The following is a 16,716-nucleotide window of genomic DNA, read 5'->3' on the forward strand; positions in this document are numbered from 1 at the left end:
GTTTACTCGAATGTACTGAGCGGTACGCCGCCCGTCACCGGCCAGTGAATGTGATCGCGCGCACGTTGCGTAACCACGACGACCCGCGCTGCACTTGACCCATGCTGACGCGAATCGACCACATCGGGATCGCCTGCCACGACCTGGACGCGACCGTCGAGTTCTACCGGGCCACGTACGGATTCGAGGTGTTCCACACCGAGGTCAACGAGGAGCAGGGCGTGCGCGAGGCCATGCTCAAGATCAACGAGACCAGTGACGGCGGGGCGTCCTACCTCCAGCTCCTGGAACCGACCCGCGAGGACTCCGCGGTGGGCAAATGGCTGGCCAAGAACGGTGAGGGCGTGCACCACATCGCCTTCGGTACGGCCGATGTCGACGCGGACGCCGACGCCATCAGGGGCAAGGGCGTACGCGTCCTGTACGACGAGCCCCGGCGGGGTTCGATGGGGTCCCGCATCACGTTCCTGCACCCCAAGGACTGCCACGGTGTGCTGACCGAACTCGTCACCTCCGCCCCCCAGGAGTCGGCCGACCACTGACCTCCGCATACTCGGGCCGGTAGGGTTGGGGAGCGACTGCCGCAACCTGCGGGCGGTCGTGGGCCGGGGTCCGGGTATCGGGGGACGAGGGTCGGGGCAAAAGGGCCGGAACACATGGGTCCCGAGCGCCGACTGCGTACTCCTTGTCGATCTGACACCATTCCCCGGGGGCCCCGTTCGGCGTACGGACGGAGCTCGTAGGGAAGAACCTGCGACCAGGAGTGGGGTCTCCCCTGCTCGAGCGAATTCGAGAGCTTGGGGAAGGACGGGACCGCGCAGTGCGGGGCTACGAGAGCCAGGACGGCCGGCGGCCGGCTGAGACCGACCATCTCTCGCGGTTCGAAGCCGAGATGGAGCGGCTGAAGACCGAGCGGGAGAAGGCCGTCCAGCACGCCGAGGACCTGGGCTACCAGGTGGAGGTGTTGCGCGCCAAGCTGCACGAGGCGCGCCGCAGCCTCGCGTCCCGGCCTGCCTATGACGGGGCGGACATCGGCTACCAGGCCGAGCAGCTGCTCCGTAATGCCCAGATCCAGGCGGAGCAGCTGCGCGCGGACGCCGAGCGCGAGCTGCGCGAGGCCCGGGCGCAGACCCAGCGCATCCTCCAGGAGCACGCCGAGCAGCAGTCCCGGCTCCAGTCCGAGCTGCACACCGAGGCGGTCAACCGCAGGCAGCAGCTCGACCAGGAGCTGGCCGAGCGCCGCCGCACGGTCGAGACCCACGTCAACGAGAACGTGCAGTGGGCCGAGCAGCTGCGCGCCCGCACCGAGCAGCAGGCCCGCCGCCTGCTCGACGAGTCCCGCGCCGAGGCCGACCAGTCGCTGTCCGCCGCCCGCGCGGAGGCCGAGCGGGTCGCCGCCGAGGCCAGCCGCCGGCTGACCGGCGAGGCGGAGAGCGCCCGCGCCGAGGCCCAGGCGATCCTGGCCCGCGCCCGCCAGGACGCCGAGCGCCTGCTCAATGCCGCGTCGACGCAGGCCCAGGAGGCCACCGACCACGCCGAGCATCTGCGCTCCACCACGACCGCCGAGTCGGACACCGCGCGCCGCCAGGCCGGGGAGCTGAGCCGCGCCGCCGAGCAGAAGATCGCCGAGGCGGAGACCGCGCTGCGCGAGGCCCGCGCCGAGGCCGACAAGGTCCTCAACGAGGCCAAGGACGCCGCGACCAAGCAGCTCGCGAGCGCCGAGTCGGCCAACGAGCAGCGGACGCGGACCGCGAAGGAGCAGGTCGCCCGCCTCGTCCAGGAGGCCACCAAGGAGGCCGAGACCACCAAGTCGGAGGCCGAGCAGGTCGTCGCCGACGCCAAGGCCGAGGCCGAGCAGCTGATCGCGACGGCCAAGGAGAAGGCCCGTACGGTCACCGCCGAGGAGACCGCCGGCGAGCTGGCGAAGGCCGCGCGCACCGCCGAGGACGTGCTGAACAAGGCCGCCGACGAGGCCAAGTCGACGACGAAGGCCGCCGCCGAGGAGGCCGAGCGGATCCGCACCGAGGCGGAGTCCGAGGCGGACCGGCTGCGCGCCGAGGCGCACGACATCTCGGAGCAGCTCAAGGGCGCGGCCAAGGACGACACCAAGGAGTACCGGGCCAAGACGGTCGAGCTCCAGGAGGAGGCGCGCCGGCTGCGCGGCGAGGCCGAGCAGCTGCGGGCCGAGGCCGTCGAGGAGGGCGAGCGGATCCGGGCCGAGGCCCGCCGCGAGGCCGTCCAGCAGATCGAGGAGGCGGCCAGGACCGCCGAGCAGCTGCTCGCCAAGGCGAAGGCGGACGCGGACGAGCTGCGCAGCGGTGCCACGACCGAGGCCGAGCGGGTCCGCACCGAGGCCATCGAGCGCGCCACGGGCCTGCGCAAGCAGGCCGAGGAGACGCTGGAGCGCACCCGCGCCGAGGCCGAGAAGCACCGCGCCGAGGCCGACGAGCAGGCCGAGGCCACCCGCGCCGAGGCGGAGCGCGCCGCGCAGGCCCTCAAGGACGAGACCGAAGAGGCCATAAGGAACCGGCAGGACGAGGCGGCCCGCGAGCTGACCCGGCTGCACACCGAGGCCGAGGAGCGCCTCACGGCGTCGGAGACGACGCTGACGGACGCCCGGGCGGAGGCCGAGCGGCTGCGCCGGGAGGCGGCCGACGAGGGCGACCGGCTGCGCACCGAGGCGGCCGAGCGCGTACGGACCTTGCAGGCGCAGGCCGAGACGGAGGCCGAGCGGCTGCGCACCGAGGCCGCCGCCGACGCCTCGACGACCCGCTCCGAGGCGGAGAACGTCGCCGTACGGCTGCGGACCGAGGCCGCGACCGAGGCCGAGCGGCTCAAGACCGAGGCGCAGGAGTCCGCCGACCGGCTGCGCGCCGAGGCGCAGACCGCCGCCGAGCGGATCTCCGCCGAGGCCGCTGAGACGCTGGCCGCCGCGACCGAGGAGGCCGCCCGCCGGCGCCGCGAGGCCGAGGAGACGCTCGGCAGCGCCCGCCAGGAGGCCGACCAGGAGCGCGAGCGGGCCCGCGAGCGGAGCGAGGAGCTGCTGGCCGTCGCCCGCGCCCGGGTCGAGGAGGCGCAGACCGAGGCCACCCGGCTGGTCGAGGAGGCGGACCAGCGGGCCACCGAGCTCGTCTCCGCCGCCGAGCAGACCGCGCAGCAGGTGCGCGACTCCGTGTCGGGGCTGCAGGAGCAGGCTCAGGAGGAGATCGCGGGGCTGCGCTCGGCCGCCGAGCACGCGGCGGACCGCACCAAGCAGGAGGCGCAGGAGGAGGCCGACCGGGTCCGCTCCGACGCCTACGCGGAGCGCGAGCGCGCCGCCGAGGACGCGAACCGGCTGCGTTCCGAGGCCACCACCGAGGCGGAGGCCGCCAAGTCGCTGGCGGAGCACACCGTCTCGGAGGCGATCGCCGAGTCCGAGCGGCTGCGCGGCGAGGCCGCCGAGCACGCCCAGCGGGTCCGCACCGAGGTCTCCGACCTGCGTTCGGGCGCCGACCAGGACGCCTCGCGCACCCGCGCCGAGGCCCGCGAGGACGCCAACCGCATCCGGTCGGACGCCGCCACGCAGGCCGACACCCTGATCGGCGAGGCGCGCACCGAGGCCGAGCGGCTGACGACGGAGACGAACACCGAGGCGGAGCGGGTCCGCGCGGAGTCCACCGCGGCGGCCGAGAAGCGCGTCGGCGACGCCACCACCGAGGCCGAGCGGCTGCGCACCGAGTCGGTCGCCCAGGCCGAGAAGCTGATCGCGGACGCGTCGGGCGACGCCGAGCGGCTGCGGGCCGAGGCGGCGGAGACGGTCGGCTCGGCGCAGCAGCACGCGGAGCGGATCCGTACCGAGTCCGAGCGTGTGAAGGCCGAGGCCGCCGAGGAGGCGGAGCGCCTCACGGCCGCCGCGCGCGACGAGGCGGAGCGCACCCTGGACGAGGCCCGCAAGGACGCGAACAAGCGCCGTACGGAGGCCGCCGAGCAGGTCGACACGCTCATCACGGAGTCCGCGGCCGAGGCCGACAAGCTGACGCGCGAGGCGCAGGAGACGGCGCAGAAGACGACCGCCGACGCCGAGGCGCAGGCCGACACGATGGTCGGCGCGGCCCGCACGGAGGCCGAGCGCCTGATGTCCGAGGCGACGGTCGAGGGCAATACGACGGTGGAGAAGGCCCGTACGGACGCGGACGAGCTCCTCGTCGGGGCCCGCCGGGACGCCACGCAGATAAGAGAGCGGGCCGAGGAGCTGCGCGACCGCATCACGGGCGAGATCGAGGAGCTGCACGAGCGGGCTCGCCGCGAGTCGGCGGAAGCGATGAAGAACGCGGGCGAGCGCTGCGACGCCCTCGTCAAGGCGGCCGAGGAGCAGCTGGCCGAGGCCACCGCCAAGTCCAAGGACATCCTCAACGACGCCAACTCGGAGGCCGGCAAGGTCCGGATCGCCGCCGTGAAGAAGGCCGAGGGGCTGCTCAAGGAGGCCGAGCAGAAGAAGGCCGAGCTGACGCGCGAGGCGGAGAAGATCAGGGCCGACGCCGAGGAGGAGTCCACCGCCATGATCGAGAAGGGTCAGCGCGACCTGGATGTCCTGGTCAGACGCCGCGAGGACATCAACGCCGAAATCTCCCGTGTCCAGGACGTGTTGGAAGCGTTGGAATCTTTTGAGGCTCCGGGCTCGGGCAAGGACGGTGGCGTCAAGGCCGGCGCCGCCGCAGGGGCTACCCGATCGGGTGGCAAGGGCTCAGAGGGCTAGCCAGGAGAGCAAGTTACGTGCTTGAAGAGGTCGTTCGGCCCTACTCCTGGCAAGTGATCAGCCGCTACGCCACTCAAAAGGGGTGTCATTCTCCAGATCAAACCGGCATCTGCTCGATGACACGCCGCTTTGGCCCCTAGGATTCCCCTTATCACCTCACCGGTCTCATTCGACAGGAACCCCATGAGCGACACTTCCCCCTACGGCTTCGAGCTTGTGCGGCGTGGGTACGACCGCGCTCAGGTGGACGAACGAATCTCCAAGCTCGTCTCCGACCGTGACAGCGCTCTCGCTCGCATCACTGCTCTGGAAAAGCGCATCGAGGAACTCCACCTCGAGACACAGAACGCCCAGGCCCAGGTGAACGACGCGGAGCCGTCGTACGCCGGCCTCGGCGCGCGCGTCGAGAAGATCCTCCGCCTCGCCGAGGAGGAGGCCAAGGACCTGCGCGAGGAGGCCCGCCGGGCCGCCGAGCAGCACCGCGAGCTCGCCGAGTCCGCGGCTCAGCAGGTGCGCAACGACGCGGAGTCGTTCGCCGCCGAGCGCAAGGCCAAGGCCGAGGACGAGGGCGTCCGGATCGTCGAGAAGGCCAAGGGCGAGGCGTCCACGCTGCGCTCCGAGGCGCAGAAGGACGCGCAGTCCAAGCGCGAGGAGGCGGACGCCCTCTTCGAGGAGACCCGCGCCAAGGCCGCCCAGGCCGCCGCGGACTTCGAGACGAACCTGGCCAAGCGGCGCGAGCAGTCCGAGCGCGACCTGGCCTCGCGTCAGGCCAAGGCCGAGAAGCGCCTCGCGGAGATCGAGCACCGCGCGGAGCAGCTCCGCCTGGAGGCCGAGAAGCTGCGCACGGACGCCGAGCGCCGCGCCCGTCAGACGGTGGAGACGGCCCAGCGCCAGGCCGAGGACATCGTGGCCGACGCGAACGCCAAGGCCGACCGGATCCGCTCGGAATCCGAGCGCGAGCTGGCGGCGCTCACCAACCGCCGCGACTCGATCAACGCCCAGCTGACGAACGTGCGCGAGATGCTGGCCACCCTCACGGGTGCGGCGGTCGCGGCCGCCGGTGCGCCGGTCGAGGACGAGCCGATCTCCCGCGGGGTCCCGGCGCAGCAGTCCCGCTGATCACCCCGTACGTCACTCCGTAAGCCCCCTGCCCCAAACAAGTGGCAGGGGGCTTACGCGCCCTCTAGCGTGGCCCCATGATTGAGCTCGAGGGGCTGACGAAGCGTTACGGGGACAAGACCGCCGTCGACAACCTCACCTTCCAGGTCCGGCCGGGCATCGTCACGGGCTTCCTCGGTCCGAACGGCGCGGGCAAGTCGACGACCATGCGCATGATGCTCGGGCTGGACAACCCCACGGCGGGCACGGTCCGGATCGACGGCAATCAGTACGCGCGGCTCAAGGACCCCCTCAAGTTCATCGGCGCGCTCCTCGACGCGAAGGCCATGCACGGCGGCCGCAGCGCGTACAACCATCTGCTCTGCCTCGCCCAGTCCAACGGCATCCCCAGGAGCCGGGTGGACGAGGTCCTGGACACGGTCGGGCTGACCGCCGTGGCCAAGAAGAAGTCCAAGGGCTTCTCGCTCGGCATGGGCCAGCGGCTCGGTATCGCGGGCGCGCTCCTCGGCGACCCGCAGATCCTGATGTTCGACGAGCCGGTGAACGGTCTGGACCCCGAGGGCATCCACTGGATCCGCAATCTGATGAAGTCCCTCGCGGCCGCGGGCCGTACGGTCTTCGTCTCCTCGCACCTGATGAGCGAGATGGCGCTCACCGCCGAGCACCTGGTGGTCATCGGGCAGGGCAGGCTCCTCGCCGACACCTCCATGGCGGACTTCATCCGGGAGAACTCGCGGTCGTTCGTGCGGCTGCGCTCGCCGCAGCGCGAGCGGCTCCTCGACGTCCTGCACGAGAACGGCATCACGGTCGTGGAGTCCGGCAACGGCACGCTGGAGGTCGACGGCGGCTCCCCCGAGCAGCTGGGCGAGCTGGCCGCGAGCCACCAGTTGGTCCTGCACGAGCTGAGCCCGCAGCAGGCGTCCCTCGAAGAGGCCTTCATGCAGCTGACCGCCGGGTCGGTCGAGTACCACGCGCACTCCGGCGAGAGCGCGCCACCGCCCCCTCAGCAGCCGCAGCAGGATGCCTGGGGCGCGTCCTGGAACCGTGACAAGAACCAAGGGAAGGGGGCCTGAGATGGCCGCGGCCCAGGTCCTCCGCTCCGAGTGGACCAAGATCAAGTCGGTCAACTCGACGGCCCTCACCCTCAGCCTCGCCGTCGTCGTCTCGGCCGGGCTCGGGATGCTCGTCAGCGCCCTGTCCAACAACGACTTCGACAACATGTCCCGCGAGAGCAGGCTGACGTTCGACCCGACCTACATCTCCTTCTCCGGGCTCTCCCTCGGGCAGCTGGCGATGGTGGTCTTCGGGGTCCTCGTCGTGGCCAGCGAGTACAGCACGGGCATGATCCGCACCTCGCTCGCGGCGGTTCCGCAGCGCGGCAGGTTCCTGTTCGGCAAGATCGCGGTGGCCTCGCTGCTCGTCCTGGCCGTCGCGCTGGTCACCAGCTTCGCGTCGTTCTTCCTCGGCCAGCTCATGCTCGGCGACCACAGCACGGACCTCGGCGCCCCGAACGTGCTGCGCGCCGTCATCGGCGCCGCCGTCTACATGACGCTGGTGGCGATGTTCTCCATGGGCATCGCCACGATGCTCCGCTCCCCCATGCTCTCGCTCGGCATCCTCATGCCGTTCTTCTTCCTGATCTCCCCGATCCTCGGCAGCGTCTCGGCGACGAAGAAGGTCGCCCAGTACTTCCCGGACCAGGCGGGCCAGCGCATCATGCAGGTCGTCACTCCGGCGAACGACGACGTGGCCTACGGCCCGTGGGGCGGCCTGGCGATCCTGCTGGTGTGGGTGGCGGCGGCACTACTGATCGGCTACGCGCTGCTGAAGAAGCGGGACGCGTAGCGTCCCGTCGGGGCGCGGGACTGTACCGATATGCGGCTCCGCCGCGCGGACGCGACCAGCACAAGCACCCCGCCAGGGGCGCGGGGAACTGCGCTCCCAGCCACCCACAACGGTCAGAGAACCACCGACCCAAGCCCCCTCAGGGGCGCGGGGAACTGCGCGAGAACCCCCACCGGACCGGCACGCACCCCCTAACCTGCGCCCCTATGGCGCCAAAAATCCCAGCCCGTACCCTCAGGGCCCTCGGCTACGGCACACCCCCGGCCCTGGCCCCGCTCACCTACCCGGGCCGCCCGATCACGACCCCGGCCCTCCTCGTCGGCGACGAACTCCACGCCCTCCCGGCGGACGGCGCCCTGGACGACGTACTGAAGGAACGCACACCGGTCCTCGCCGTGGGCTCCAACGCCTCCCCCGCCCAGATCGCCCACAAGCTGACCCGCCTGAACCTCCCGGTGCGGGTCCCCATGATCCCGGTCGAGACGCGCGGCATCGGCATCGGCTGCTCCGCCCACATCGGCCGCAACGGCTACGTGGCGGCGGCCCCCTACGACGCCCCGGGCGAGCAGCGCACCCTCGTCGTCACCTGGCTCGACGACGTCCAGCTCAAGGCGGTGGACGCGACCGAGCTGCCGAACTACCGGAGGGTGGCGGTGCCGGACGCCCCGGTCCCGGGGCTGCAGTTCTACGTCAGCGAGTACGGGGTCCTGACCGACCCCGGGACCGGCGGAGCCCCGCGGCCCGGCGGCGGTGACCAGGCGGCGCTGCTCACCGCGCTCCTGCGCCACTCGCCCGCGCTGCTCGCCCTCCTCGGCCCGACCCCGCGGGACTGGGTGCGGCGTGCGGCCGCCTCCCCGGCCGCACGCGACGAGGGCACCCGGCTGCTCCGGGAAACCGGGTACCGGGCGGCCCACTGGCCCCTCTGATCCCACCGATCCCTTTGCTCACTCTTGGCCGGAACCGTCAGCGCTCGGATACGCTCCTAACCCTTACGGGGGCGTCCGCCCCGACGTCCTGAACCGTTCAGAACCGTTCAGACCTTCCGATGGGTGCGGAGAATGATCGAGGCAGTCGGCCTGACGAAGCGCTACGGCGCGAAGACAGCCGTGTACAACCTTTCCTTCCAGGTCCGGCCGGGAACCGTGACCGGCTTCCTGGGACCCAACGGCTCGGGCAAGTCGACGACGATGCGGATGATCCTCGGCCTCGACAAGCCGTCCCAGGGCCGCGTGACCATCGGCGGCCACCCGTACAGCGAACTGCCGAACGCGCCGCGCCAGGTCGGCGCGCTGCTCGACGCGAAGGCCGTGCACGGCGGCCGCACCGCCCGCAGCCACCTGCTGAGCCTGGCGCAGCTCTCCGGAATCCCGGCCCGCCGGGTCGACGAGGTGCTCGGCGTCGTGGGCCTCCAGGAGGTCGCGAGACGGCGTTCGAACGGGTTCTCGCTCGGTATGGGCCAGCGCCTCGGCATCGCGGCGGCGCTGCTCGGCGACCCTCAGGTGCTGCTCTTCGACGAGCCGGTCAACGGCCTGGACCCGGAGGGCATCCTCTGGGTCAGGAACCTGATGAAGTCGCTGGCCGCCGAGGGCCGTACGGTCTTCGTCTCCTCGCACCTGATGAGCGAGATGGCGCTGACCGCCGAGCACCTGATCGTGATCGGACGCGGACAGCTGCTCGCCGACATGAGCGTCCGGGACTTCATCGCCCACAACTCGGCCGGTTTCGCGCGCGTGCGCACCCCCGACACCGAGCCGGCCCAGCGCGAGAAGCTGAGCGCGGCGCTGACCGAGGCGGGCGGCCAGGTGCTGCCCGAGCCGGACGGCGGGCTGCGCGTGACGGGCCTGCCGCTCCCGCGGATCAGCGACCTCGCGCACGAGGCGGACGTACGGCTGTGGGAGCTGTCCCCGCACCAGGCCTCGCTGGAGGAGGCGTACATGCGGATGACGCAGGGCGCCGTCGACTACCGCTCCACGGTCGACCAGCGCGCGGGCCTGCAGCAGCCGCTCGCGCCCGGCATGATGCCGCCGCAGGCGCCGATGCCGGTGCCCGGCCAGGACCAGCCGGGCTGGTACGCCCCGCCGCCGCCCCAGGCGCAGCCGCAGCAGCCGCCGGCGCCGGCCGAGAACCCGTACGCCACTGCGCAGCCCCCGGCACCCGCGCCGGCCCTCCCGCCCGCACCGGCCCTCCCGGCCGCGCCGCCCGTCCCGGAGAACGCGACGGCCATCTTGAGCAAGCCGACCCAGACGGACAAGCCGAACCAGACGGACGAGACGCAGAAGGACGACGCCCGATGAGCACGCCGCCCCCGCCCTACGCCCCGCCCGGCGCCTCGTACCACTCCCCCATCCCCGTGCGCCGCGCCCACCTCGGTGACGCGCTCGCCTCGGAGTGGACCAAGATCAGATCGGTGCGCTCCACGATGTGGACGCTCGGAGTGATGATCGTGCTCATGGTCGGCATCGGACTCGCGTCGGCCGCGCTCGTCGCCTCATCGGACACCTCGTCGATGGACGGCGACGAGACGCTGGGCCTCGGCTTCTTCGGTGTGCTGCTCGGCATCATCTGCGTGATCACGCTGGGCGTCCTGACCATCGCGTCCGAGTACGGCACCGGCATGATCCGTACGACGATGACCGCCTGCTCCAGCCGCAGCCGGGTGCTGGCCGCCAAGGCGATCGTGTTCTTCTCGCTGGTCTTCGTGCTGACCACGGTGGTCGCCGCCCTGGTCGGCGCGCTCCAGGTGGCCATCGTGGGCGCCGAGGACTCGCCGACCGGCGCCATGTGGTTCAAGGCGACCGTCGGCGTCGGCCTGTTCGTGGCGCTGCTCGGCCTGCTCGGTCTCGCGCTCGGCACGCTCGTCCGGCACTCGGCGGGCGCGATCACCATCATGATCGGCATCGTGCTGCTGCCGCTGGTCCTCGCGCTGTTCATGTTCGCGGAGTCGCTGAAGGACCTCCAGCAGGCGCTGCTCGAGTACTCGATCCCGAGCCAGCTCGCCGTGCTCTACAACAACTCGGTGACCGGCGGCACGGGCCCGTCCGGCTGGGACCCGATGTGGATCATGCTGATCATCAGCGGTGTCGCTCTGGCCGCCGCGTTCGCCAGCCTCAACAGCCGGGACGTGTAGGACCTGTCCGGAGGGATCCCTCAGTAGCGCGGCGCGTTCCGGGACCGCTGCACCTTCGTGGTGCGGCGGTCCTTCGCGTTCCAGCACGCCTTGTGCCAGTGGCGGCGGTCGTCCACACCGCCGAACTCCGGCCAGGCCACGACATGGGCGACCCCGGAGGCGATCTCCTGGTCGCAGCCGGGGCAGCGGTAGGTCTTGCCGACCGCGCTCGCGCCCGCGACATGGCGCACGCTCCACTCCTCGCCCTGCCAGTGCTCGGTGGACTGGAACCCGCCGTAGCGCCGCCCCTCGTCCTCGCTGCTGCCGGACGATCCGCCGGTCTTCGGGCGGTTGCGACGCGGGGACACGGATCACCTCACGGGGTGCTGGTACGAAAGTGGGGGCTTGGGACCAGCGTACGCCGACGGAGCGGGGCCCCTCGGCCCTCACCACGGCCCGCGCCGACCCCACCGGCACCGGCGTTCCGCAGAAAATCTGTCAATCTTCATGCCAGGCCGTGTCTTTGGCACTTGCCAACCGTTAATGCCTGCATGGGGAGTGCCCGCGTCGGCGCCAAGGAGGCAAAAACGCGATGCGCGTAGGAACGTTTGTACTGGCAGCTCAGTTTCCGGGCCAGGGGCAGGGAGAGGCGCTGCACCGTGCGGTGCGGTCCGCCGAGGTCGCGGAGGAGGCGGGCCTCGACACGGCCTGGCTCGCCGAACATCACTTCGTGCCGTACGGGACCTGCCCGTCGGCCGTCACACTGGCCGCGCTGCTGCTCGGCCGCACCCGCACGCTGCGGGTCGGCACCGCTGTGAGCGTGCTGCCGACGGCGCACCCGGTGGCCCTGGGCGAGCAGGCGGCCCTGCTCCACCTGACCTCGGGCGGGCGCTTCTCGCTCGGCGTGGGGCGCGGCGGGCCGTGGGTGGACCTGGAGGTCTTCGGCTCGGGTCTCGAGGCGTACGAGTCGGGGTTCCCGGACGCGCTCGACCTGCTGCTGCGCTGGCTGCGCGAGTCCCATGTGGCGGGCGAGGGCGGCCGGTTCGACTTCCGCGAGGTGCCGGTGGTGCCCCGCCCCGCGGAGGCGATAGGCGGCACCGATCCGGCCGGACCGGAGGTCGTCGTGGCCTGTACGTCACCGAAGAGCGTGCGCACCGCGGCCGAGCGCGGCCTGCCGATGCTGCTCGGGATGCACTGCGGCGACGAGGACAAGGCGGAGATGGTCGCACTGTGGCGGCGCTGCGCGCGCGAGGCCGGGCGCACGCCCGACGAGATCCTCTCCGCGCCCCATGTCTCCGCCGGGGTCGCCCAGATCGGCGACAGCGGCGCGGACGCGTCGGAGGCGCTTCTGAAGGCGATGCCAGGCTGGCTGAAACAGGGGCTGGACGCGCATGTGACGGTGGACGGACGCGTACGCAAGATGCGGGATCCGCGCGCCTATACGGAGCTGCTGTGCCGTCTGCACCCGGTCGGCACCCCGCAGTTGTGCGCGGACCGGCTCGCCGCCACGGCGGAGCGCACCGGCATCACACGCTTCGCGCTGCTCGTCGAGGGCTCGGGGGATCTCGCGGCGACGGAGGAGAACGTCCGCCGGCTGGGAGCCGAGGTACTCCCGCAACTCGGCTGATCCCGCCCGTCGGTCACCCTTGAGGTCGGTGCCTGCCGCCCGTACAGAACACCTCCCGCGCACGGGACGGCAGGCAGACCGATCCAAGGCGTAAGCCGTCAGCAGTCACGCAGCTCCGGTGACTGGTTGAGCAGCTGGTTGCGGACCGAGGTGAAGCGGGCCAGCGTCTCGTCCACCTCCGGGGTCAGCGGGAACACCGCGACCCGGTGGCAGTTCTGGAACGCGAGCCGGACACCGAAGTGCCGCTGCAGGGCGCCGCGTATCGCGTCACTCGCGAGCGCACGCAGCAGCTGTCCACGTGCCTGCTCGTCCGGCGGCGGCGTCTGGTTGTCGGCGAAGTCTCCGCCGTCGACCTTCAGCTGAGCCACCAGGGAGCTGATCATCTCCCATGCGTAAGGCAGGGAGGTCCGGACGCAGTCGACGAAGTCCGCTTCGTCAACCTCGCCTCGCTCGGCCTGTTCCAACAGTGCCGGTGAGACGTCGAGCGACATGGGTTCTCCTCTCGCACCCCCAGGGAGTGGGGGTTGACGGACAGGCCGGGAGCCCTCGGCACACGCGCCCCCTCGAACACGCAGCGTGCGCGCACCGCGACCTCCTGCTTCTACGGTATGCAACGCTTCCGGAGCGCAACAGGGCGTACCGGGCCCCAGTCGCACACAACCAGCCAATATCGAACGGGGTGCTTCTTAATAAAAGGGGCACTCGAAAGGGCTCGTGCACGGCGGATCAGGGCGCCGGGTGGGCGAAGTGCGGGGAGCGGCGGCAGTCGAGTAGCGTTGCCCACCATGCGTCTCGTCATCGCCCGCTGCTCCGTTGATTACGCGGGCCGGCTCACCGCCCATCTCCCGTCGGCCCCCCGTCTCATCCTCGTGAAGGCGGACGGCAGCGTCTCCATCCACGCGGACGACCGGGCCTACAAGCCCCTCAACTGGATGTCGCCGCCCTGCACCCTGAAGGAGGGCACGGGTGACGACGAAGGCACCTGGACCGTGATCAACAAAGCGGGCGAGAAACTGATCATCACGATGGAGGAGATCCTCCACGACTCCTCGCACGAACTCGGCGTCGACCCGGGTCTCATCAAGGACGGCGTGGAAGCACACCTCCAGGAACTCCTCGCGGACCGCATCGACACCCTCGGCGAGGGCTACACGCTGATCCGCCGCGAGTACATGACGGCGATCGGCCCGGTCGACATCCTGTGCCGGGACGCCGAGGGGCAGACCGTCGCCGTCGAGATCAAGCGGCGCGGCGAGATCGACGGTGTGGAGCAGCTGACGCGTTACCTGGAGCTGCTGAACCGGGACCCGCATCTCGCGCCGGTGCGCGGGGTTTTCGCGGCTCAGGAGATCAAGCCGCAGGCGCGGGTGCTCGCCACCGACCGGGGGATCGGGTGCACGGTGCTGGACTACGACGCCATGCGCGGGATCGAGGACGACAAGTTGCGGCTCTTCTAGAGCCCGGCTGTGAGAAAGCCGCGGTCGCGTCTGCCTGGTTGACGGGCAGACGCGACCGCGGCTTTTCTGTGGCTGACCGCGCCCACGCGGCGGAGCCGCATGTCGACACAGCGCCGCGCCCCTTACGGGGCTTACGGAGCGCTTCTACATGACCGTGTCGGAGGCGCTCGGGTCGTCGGCGGTCACCGGGGCGCTCGCCGTGTCGGTGGTGTCGGGGGGCGTCGGCGGCTCGGAGGTCGGCGGGGGCTCCGATGTGGCGGGCGGCTCGGACGTCTCCGGAGGCTTGGACGTCGGTGACTTCGTCGGAGACTTGGTGGGCGACTTCGTCGGGGACTTGGTCGGCTTCTTGGTCGGGGACTTCGTCGGCCGGTCCGGGGACTTGGAGCCGCTCGGGTCGTCCGACGGCGAGCCGCTGGCGCTCTGGGACGGCGTCGGGTCGTCCGCCGTGCCCGGGACGCCGTCCGCGCCGGGATCGGCCGACGCCGACGCGGAGCCGGAACCCGTACCGCCCTTGCCGCTGTCCTCGGCCTTGTCCGCGCCCAGCTCCCCGCCGGTTTCGCCCGCCGTGGCCGACGGGTTGGTGTTGACCTTGTCGGACGGCGGCTCGTCGTTGTTCGACAAGGTGCCAAGGGTCACGACCGTGCCGAGCACCGCGGCGAGCAGCGCGCCCGCACCGGCCGCGACCATGTTGCGCCGGGCGCCGCCGACGATGGACTTGCGCGTGGGTGCCGCGCCGCCGCCGACCACCGTCGGGGCGGGCGCGGGCGGCCGGCTCACCAACGTCGCGGCCTCGCCCGCGGGTTCGGGCCGCGTGAACGCGGCGGCCACCCCGCCGGGCGGCGACTGCGACTCCTCGTACATCGCGTCGGGGACTTCCTCGCCGGCCGCCGTGCGGCCACCGGGCAGCGCGCCGCCGGAACGGTCCGCCACCAGCGCGAGGGCGCGCCGTCCCGCGATCGTGCCGCGCTTGTCGGCGAGGGCGCCGCGCAGGCCGATGGAGGCCTCCAGCTCGGCGCGGGCCCGGTCGAGCTGCCCTTCGAGCAGCGCGAGGATCCCCAGCTCGTGGTGGAAGTAGGCCTCTTCGGGGACCAGCCCGGCGAGGCGTGCCGCTTCCTGTCCGGAGCGCAGGGCACGCTCCCAGGCGCTCCAGGCGAGTCCGGCGGCGAACGCGGGCGCGGCCGCACGGGCCAGCTCCACGGACGCGGGCGTCTCCTCGTCGTCGGCCGAGGCCGACACCGGTACGAGGACGGCGAGCGCGGCGAGCACGGCGTCGCTCTCGGCGGCGACCCGCTCGGGCCCGACCGAGGGGTGACCGGCCCACCAGGCGTAGTGCAGGGCCGCGGTGCGGGCCCGCTCGACGGTCTCGTCCCCGAACCCGGCGGCCTCCAGCTGCACCTGGACCCCGGCCGCGAGGCGGTACCGCGCGCCGACCGCGGTGACGAGCGCGCTGGAGACCAGCTCGGCGAGGGCCGCGTCGGCGTGCTGGTCGCCCACGAGCGCGGGCAGGTGCGCCTGGTGCGGGATCTCGCCGCCGAGCGCGACGGCGAACCGCAGGGTGGCGCGGGCCGAGCGGCTCAGCCGGGAGGCGAGCAGCGCGGCGGGCGCGGCGCCCTCGGCGAGCGAGGGCAGGGGCACGTCGTCGCCGTCACCGTCGGCGGGGTCGAACGGAACGTCGTCCGCCGGGGCGTCGGAGAGGGAGCCGAACGCGTCGAAGACGCTCGGGTCCGCGCGCTGCTGGTCGCGTTGTCGCAGCAGGGCTCCGGCCTGCGCGAACCGCAGCGGCAGCCCTTCCGACTCGAACCACAGGTCGCCCGCCCACTGGGCCTCGTCGTCGGTCAGGACCCGGCCGACGACGCGCTCCAGGAGTTCCAGGCTGCCGCCGCGGCCCAGGCCGCCGAGGAAGACCTCCTCCACGTGGGAGTCAGCCGACGGCGCGGCGACGTCGGGCGTCGCGGCGAGCAGGAAGGCGCACTCCGGCGTGGCTTCGAGGAGTTCGTCGAGCTGGGCGCCGCCGAACTCCAGGTCGTCGAGGACGACGACGGCGCCGACCTCGTGGACGAGCTCGCGCATCAGGGTGCGGTCGGGGCGGTGCAGGGGCGCCTTGTAGACGGCGCAGAACAGTTCGTGCAGCAGGTCGTCGGCCGAGCGGCGGTGTCCGGAGAGCCGGACGACGCCGTCGGGCGCGATGTCGAGGCAGTCCTCGGCGACCTGGTCGAGGAGCGCGGTGCGCCCGGATCCCGACGGTCCGGTGAGCCGTACGGAGCGCCCGCGCGCGAGGAGCCGTACCAGGCGCTCGCGGTCCTCCTGGCGCTCCAGGAGCGGCTGCCGGGGCAGCGCGGGCCCGGGTGGCAGCGGCGGGCGGGCGGCCCGTGCGCGCTCCGCGCGCTCGGTGGCGTCGAACTTGGCGGGCCTGCCCGGGCGTTCACCCGGCGGGCAGGGTTCGATCTCGCTGCCGTCGACGGGATTGACGGTGAGCAGATGGTCGCCCGACACGACCCGCACGGTGCGCGCGAGCGCGGGCACCGGCTGGCCGAAGTCGGGCTGGACGGGCGGCCGCGGGCGGCCGCCGTGCGCCGGCGTGCTGTCGTCGCGCCGGTCCTGACTGAAGTCCTCAGGTCCCCGGTTCGTCGGGTCCATGGTCAAAGCCCCCCAAAAGCGTGGTGTGCCGCTCGCCCCTCCCGGCCTGTGCACACTGCGCTGTCGCTTCTGGTCCGGTGGCCCGCGAGGCGGGTACGTCATACCGCGGGCGACCGAACCCTAGACGTTGGCTCAGTATCTCCGAACAGCCGGGGTGCCGCGTCGCCCGAGACGTCACAGTCTCGTGAGG

Annotated in this window: 13 protein-coding genes; 10 read left to right on the forward strand and 3 right to left on the reverse strand. The window is 72.2% G+C overall.

Annotated elements, in window-relative coordinates; all coding sequences use genetic code 11:
* The first annotated feature begins 101 nt into the window (after nucleotides 1-101).
* From mce to K377_RS38300, 8 genes are all read left to right on the forward strand, one after another.
* A complete protein-coding gene (gene mce / locus K377_RS38265; RefSeq protein ID WP_111668263.1) occupies nucleotides 102-542 on the forward strand; it encodes a methylmalonyl-CoA epimerase in 441 nt (146 codons plus the stop codon).
* A 278-nt stretch (nucleotides 543-820) separates the two neighbouring features.
* On the forward strand, nucleotides 821-4,735 hold the full coding sequence (gene scy / locus K377_RS38270) for a polarized growth protein Scy (RefSeq protein ID WP_111668264.1): 3,915 nt from the start codon (nucleotides 821-823) through the stop codon (nucleotides 4,733-4,735).
* Between the two features lie 183 nt (nucleotides 4,736-4,918).
* Complete coding sequence (locus K377_RS38275; RefSeq protein ID WP_111668265.1) at nucleotides 4,919-5,854, forward strand: cellulose-binding protein; 936 nt, start codon at nucleotides 4,919-4,921, stop codon at nucleotides 5,852-5,854.
* Nucleotides 5,855-5,931: 77 nt separating this feature from the next.
* Nucleotides 5,932-6,927 (forward strand): ABC transporter ATP-binding protein, encoded by a 996-nt coding sequence (locus K377_RS38280; RefSeq protein WP_111668266.1) that lies wholly within the window; start codon nucleotides 5,932-5,934, stop codon nucleotides 6,925-6,927.
* A gap of 1 nt (nucleotide 6,928) precedes the next feature.
* Complete coding sequence (locus K377_RS38285; RefSeq protein WP_111668267.1) at nucleotides 6,929-7,699, forward strand: ABC transporter permease subunit; 771 nt, start codon at nucleotides 6,929-6,931, stop codon at nucleotides 7,697-7,699.
* Between the two features lie 206 nt (nucleotides 7,700-7,905).
* Nucleotides 7,906-8,625 (forward strand): hypothetical protein, encoded by a 720-nt coding sequence (locus K377_RS38290; RefSeq protein WP_202455375.1) that lies wholly within the window; start codon nucleotides 7,906-7,908, stop codon nucleotides 8,623-8,625.
* A 132-nt stretch (nucleotides 8,626-8,757) separates the two neighbouring features.
* Nucleotides 8,758-9,993 carry an ABC transporter ATP-binding protein gene (locus K377_RS38295; RefSeq protein WP_111668268.1) on the forward strand — a complete coding sequence of 412 codons (1,236 nt, stop codon included), beginning with the start codon at nucleotides 8,758-8,760 and terminating at the stop codon, nucleotides 9,991-9,993.
* On the forward strand, nucleotides 9,990-10,826 hold the full coding sequence (locus K377_RS38300) for an ABC transporter permease (protein ID WP_111668269.1): 837 nt from the start codon (nucleotides 9,990-9,992) through the stop codon (nucleotides 10,824-10,826). Before K377_RS38295 ends, K377_RS38300 begins: the two co-directional genes overlap by 4 nt.
* 20 nt (nucleotides 10,827-10,846) lie before the next feature.
* Here the strand turns inward: K377_RS38300 and K377_RS38305 are convergent, their stop codons facing one another.
* A complete protein-coding gene (locus tag K377_RS38305) occupies nucleotides 10,847-11,173 on the reverse strand; it encodes an ATP/GTP-binding protein (RefSeq protein WP_111668270.1) in 327 nt (108 codons plus the stop codon).
* Nucleotides 11,174-11,397: 224 nt separating this feature from the next.
* Here K377_RS38305 and K377_RS38310 point away from each other — a divergent pair, with 224 nt between their 5' ends.
* The gene (locus K377_RS38310) at nucleotides 11,398-12,432 is read left to right on the forward strand and encodes an LLM class flavin-dependent oxidoreductase (protein ID WP_111668271.1); all 1,035 of its coding nucleotides are present in this window, start codon (nucleotides 11,398-11,400) and stop codon (nucleotides 12,430-12,432) included.
* A gap of 98 nt (nucleotides 12,433-12,530) precedes the next feature.
* Here K377_RS38310 and K377_RS38315 read toward each other — a convergent pair whose 3' ends face one another.
* A complete protein-coding gene (locus tag K377_RS38315) occupies nucleotides 12,531-12,923 on the reverse strand; it encodes an SCO5389 family protein (RefSeq protein ID WP_111668272.1) in 393 nt (130 codons plus the stop codon).
* Nucleotides 12,924-13,217: 294 nt separating this feature from the next.
* Between K377_RS38315 and nucS the strand changes: the two genes are divergently transcribed.
* Nucleotides 13,218-13,889 carry an endonuclease NucS gene (nucS, locus tag K377_RS38320; RefSeq protein WP_111668273.1) on the forward strand — a complete coding sequence of 224 codons (672 nt, stop codon included), beginning with the start codon at nucleotides 13,218-13,220 and terminating at the stop codon, nucleotides 13,887-13,889.
* 144 nt (nucleotides 13,890-14,033) lie between these two features.
* Here nucS and K377_RS38325 read toward each other — a convergent pair whose 3' ends face one another.
* Nucleotides 14,034-16,526: an ATP-binding protein gene (locus K377_RS38325; protein WP_111668274.1), complete on the reverse strand. Its 2,493-nt coding sequence runs from the start codon at nucleotides 16,524-16,526 to the stop codon at nucleotides 14,034-14,036.
* Between the last annotated feature and the right edge of the window lie 190 nt (nucleotides 16,527-16,716).

This window comes from Streptomyces sp. PsTaAH-137, from assembly GCF_003259365.1.
Taxonomy (GTDB): Bacteria; Actinomycetota; Actinomycetes; order Streptomycetales; family Streptomycetaceae; genus Streptomyces.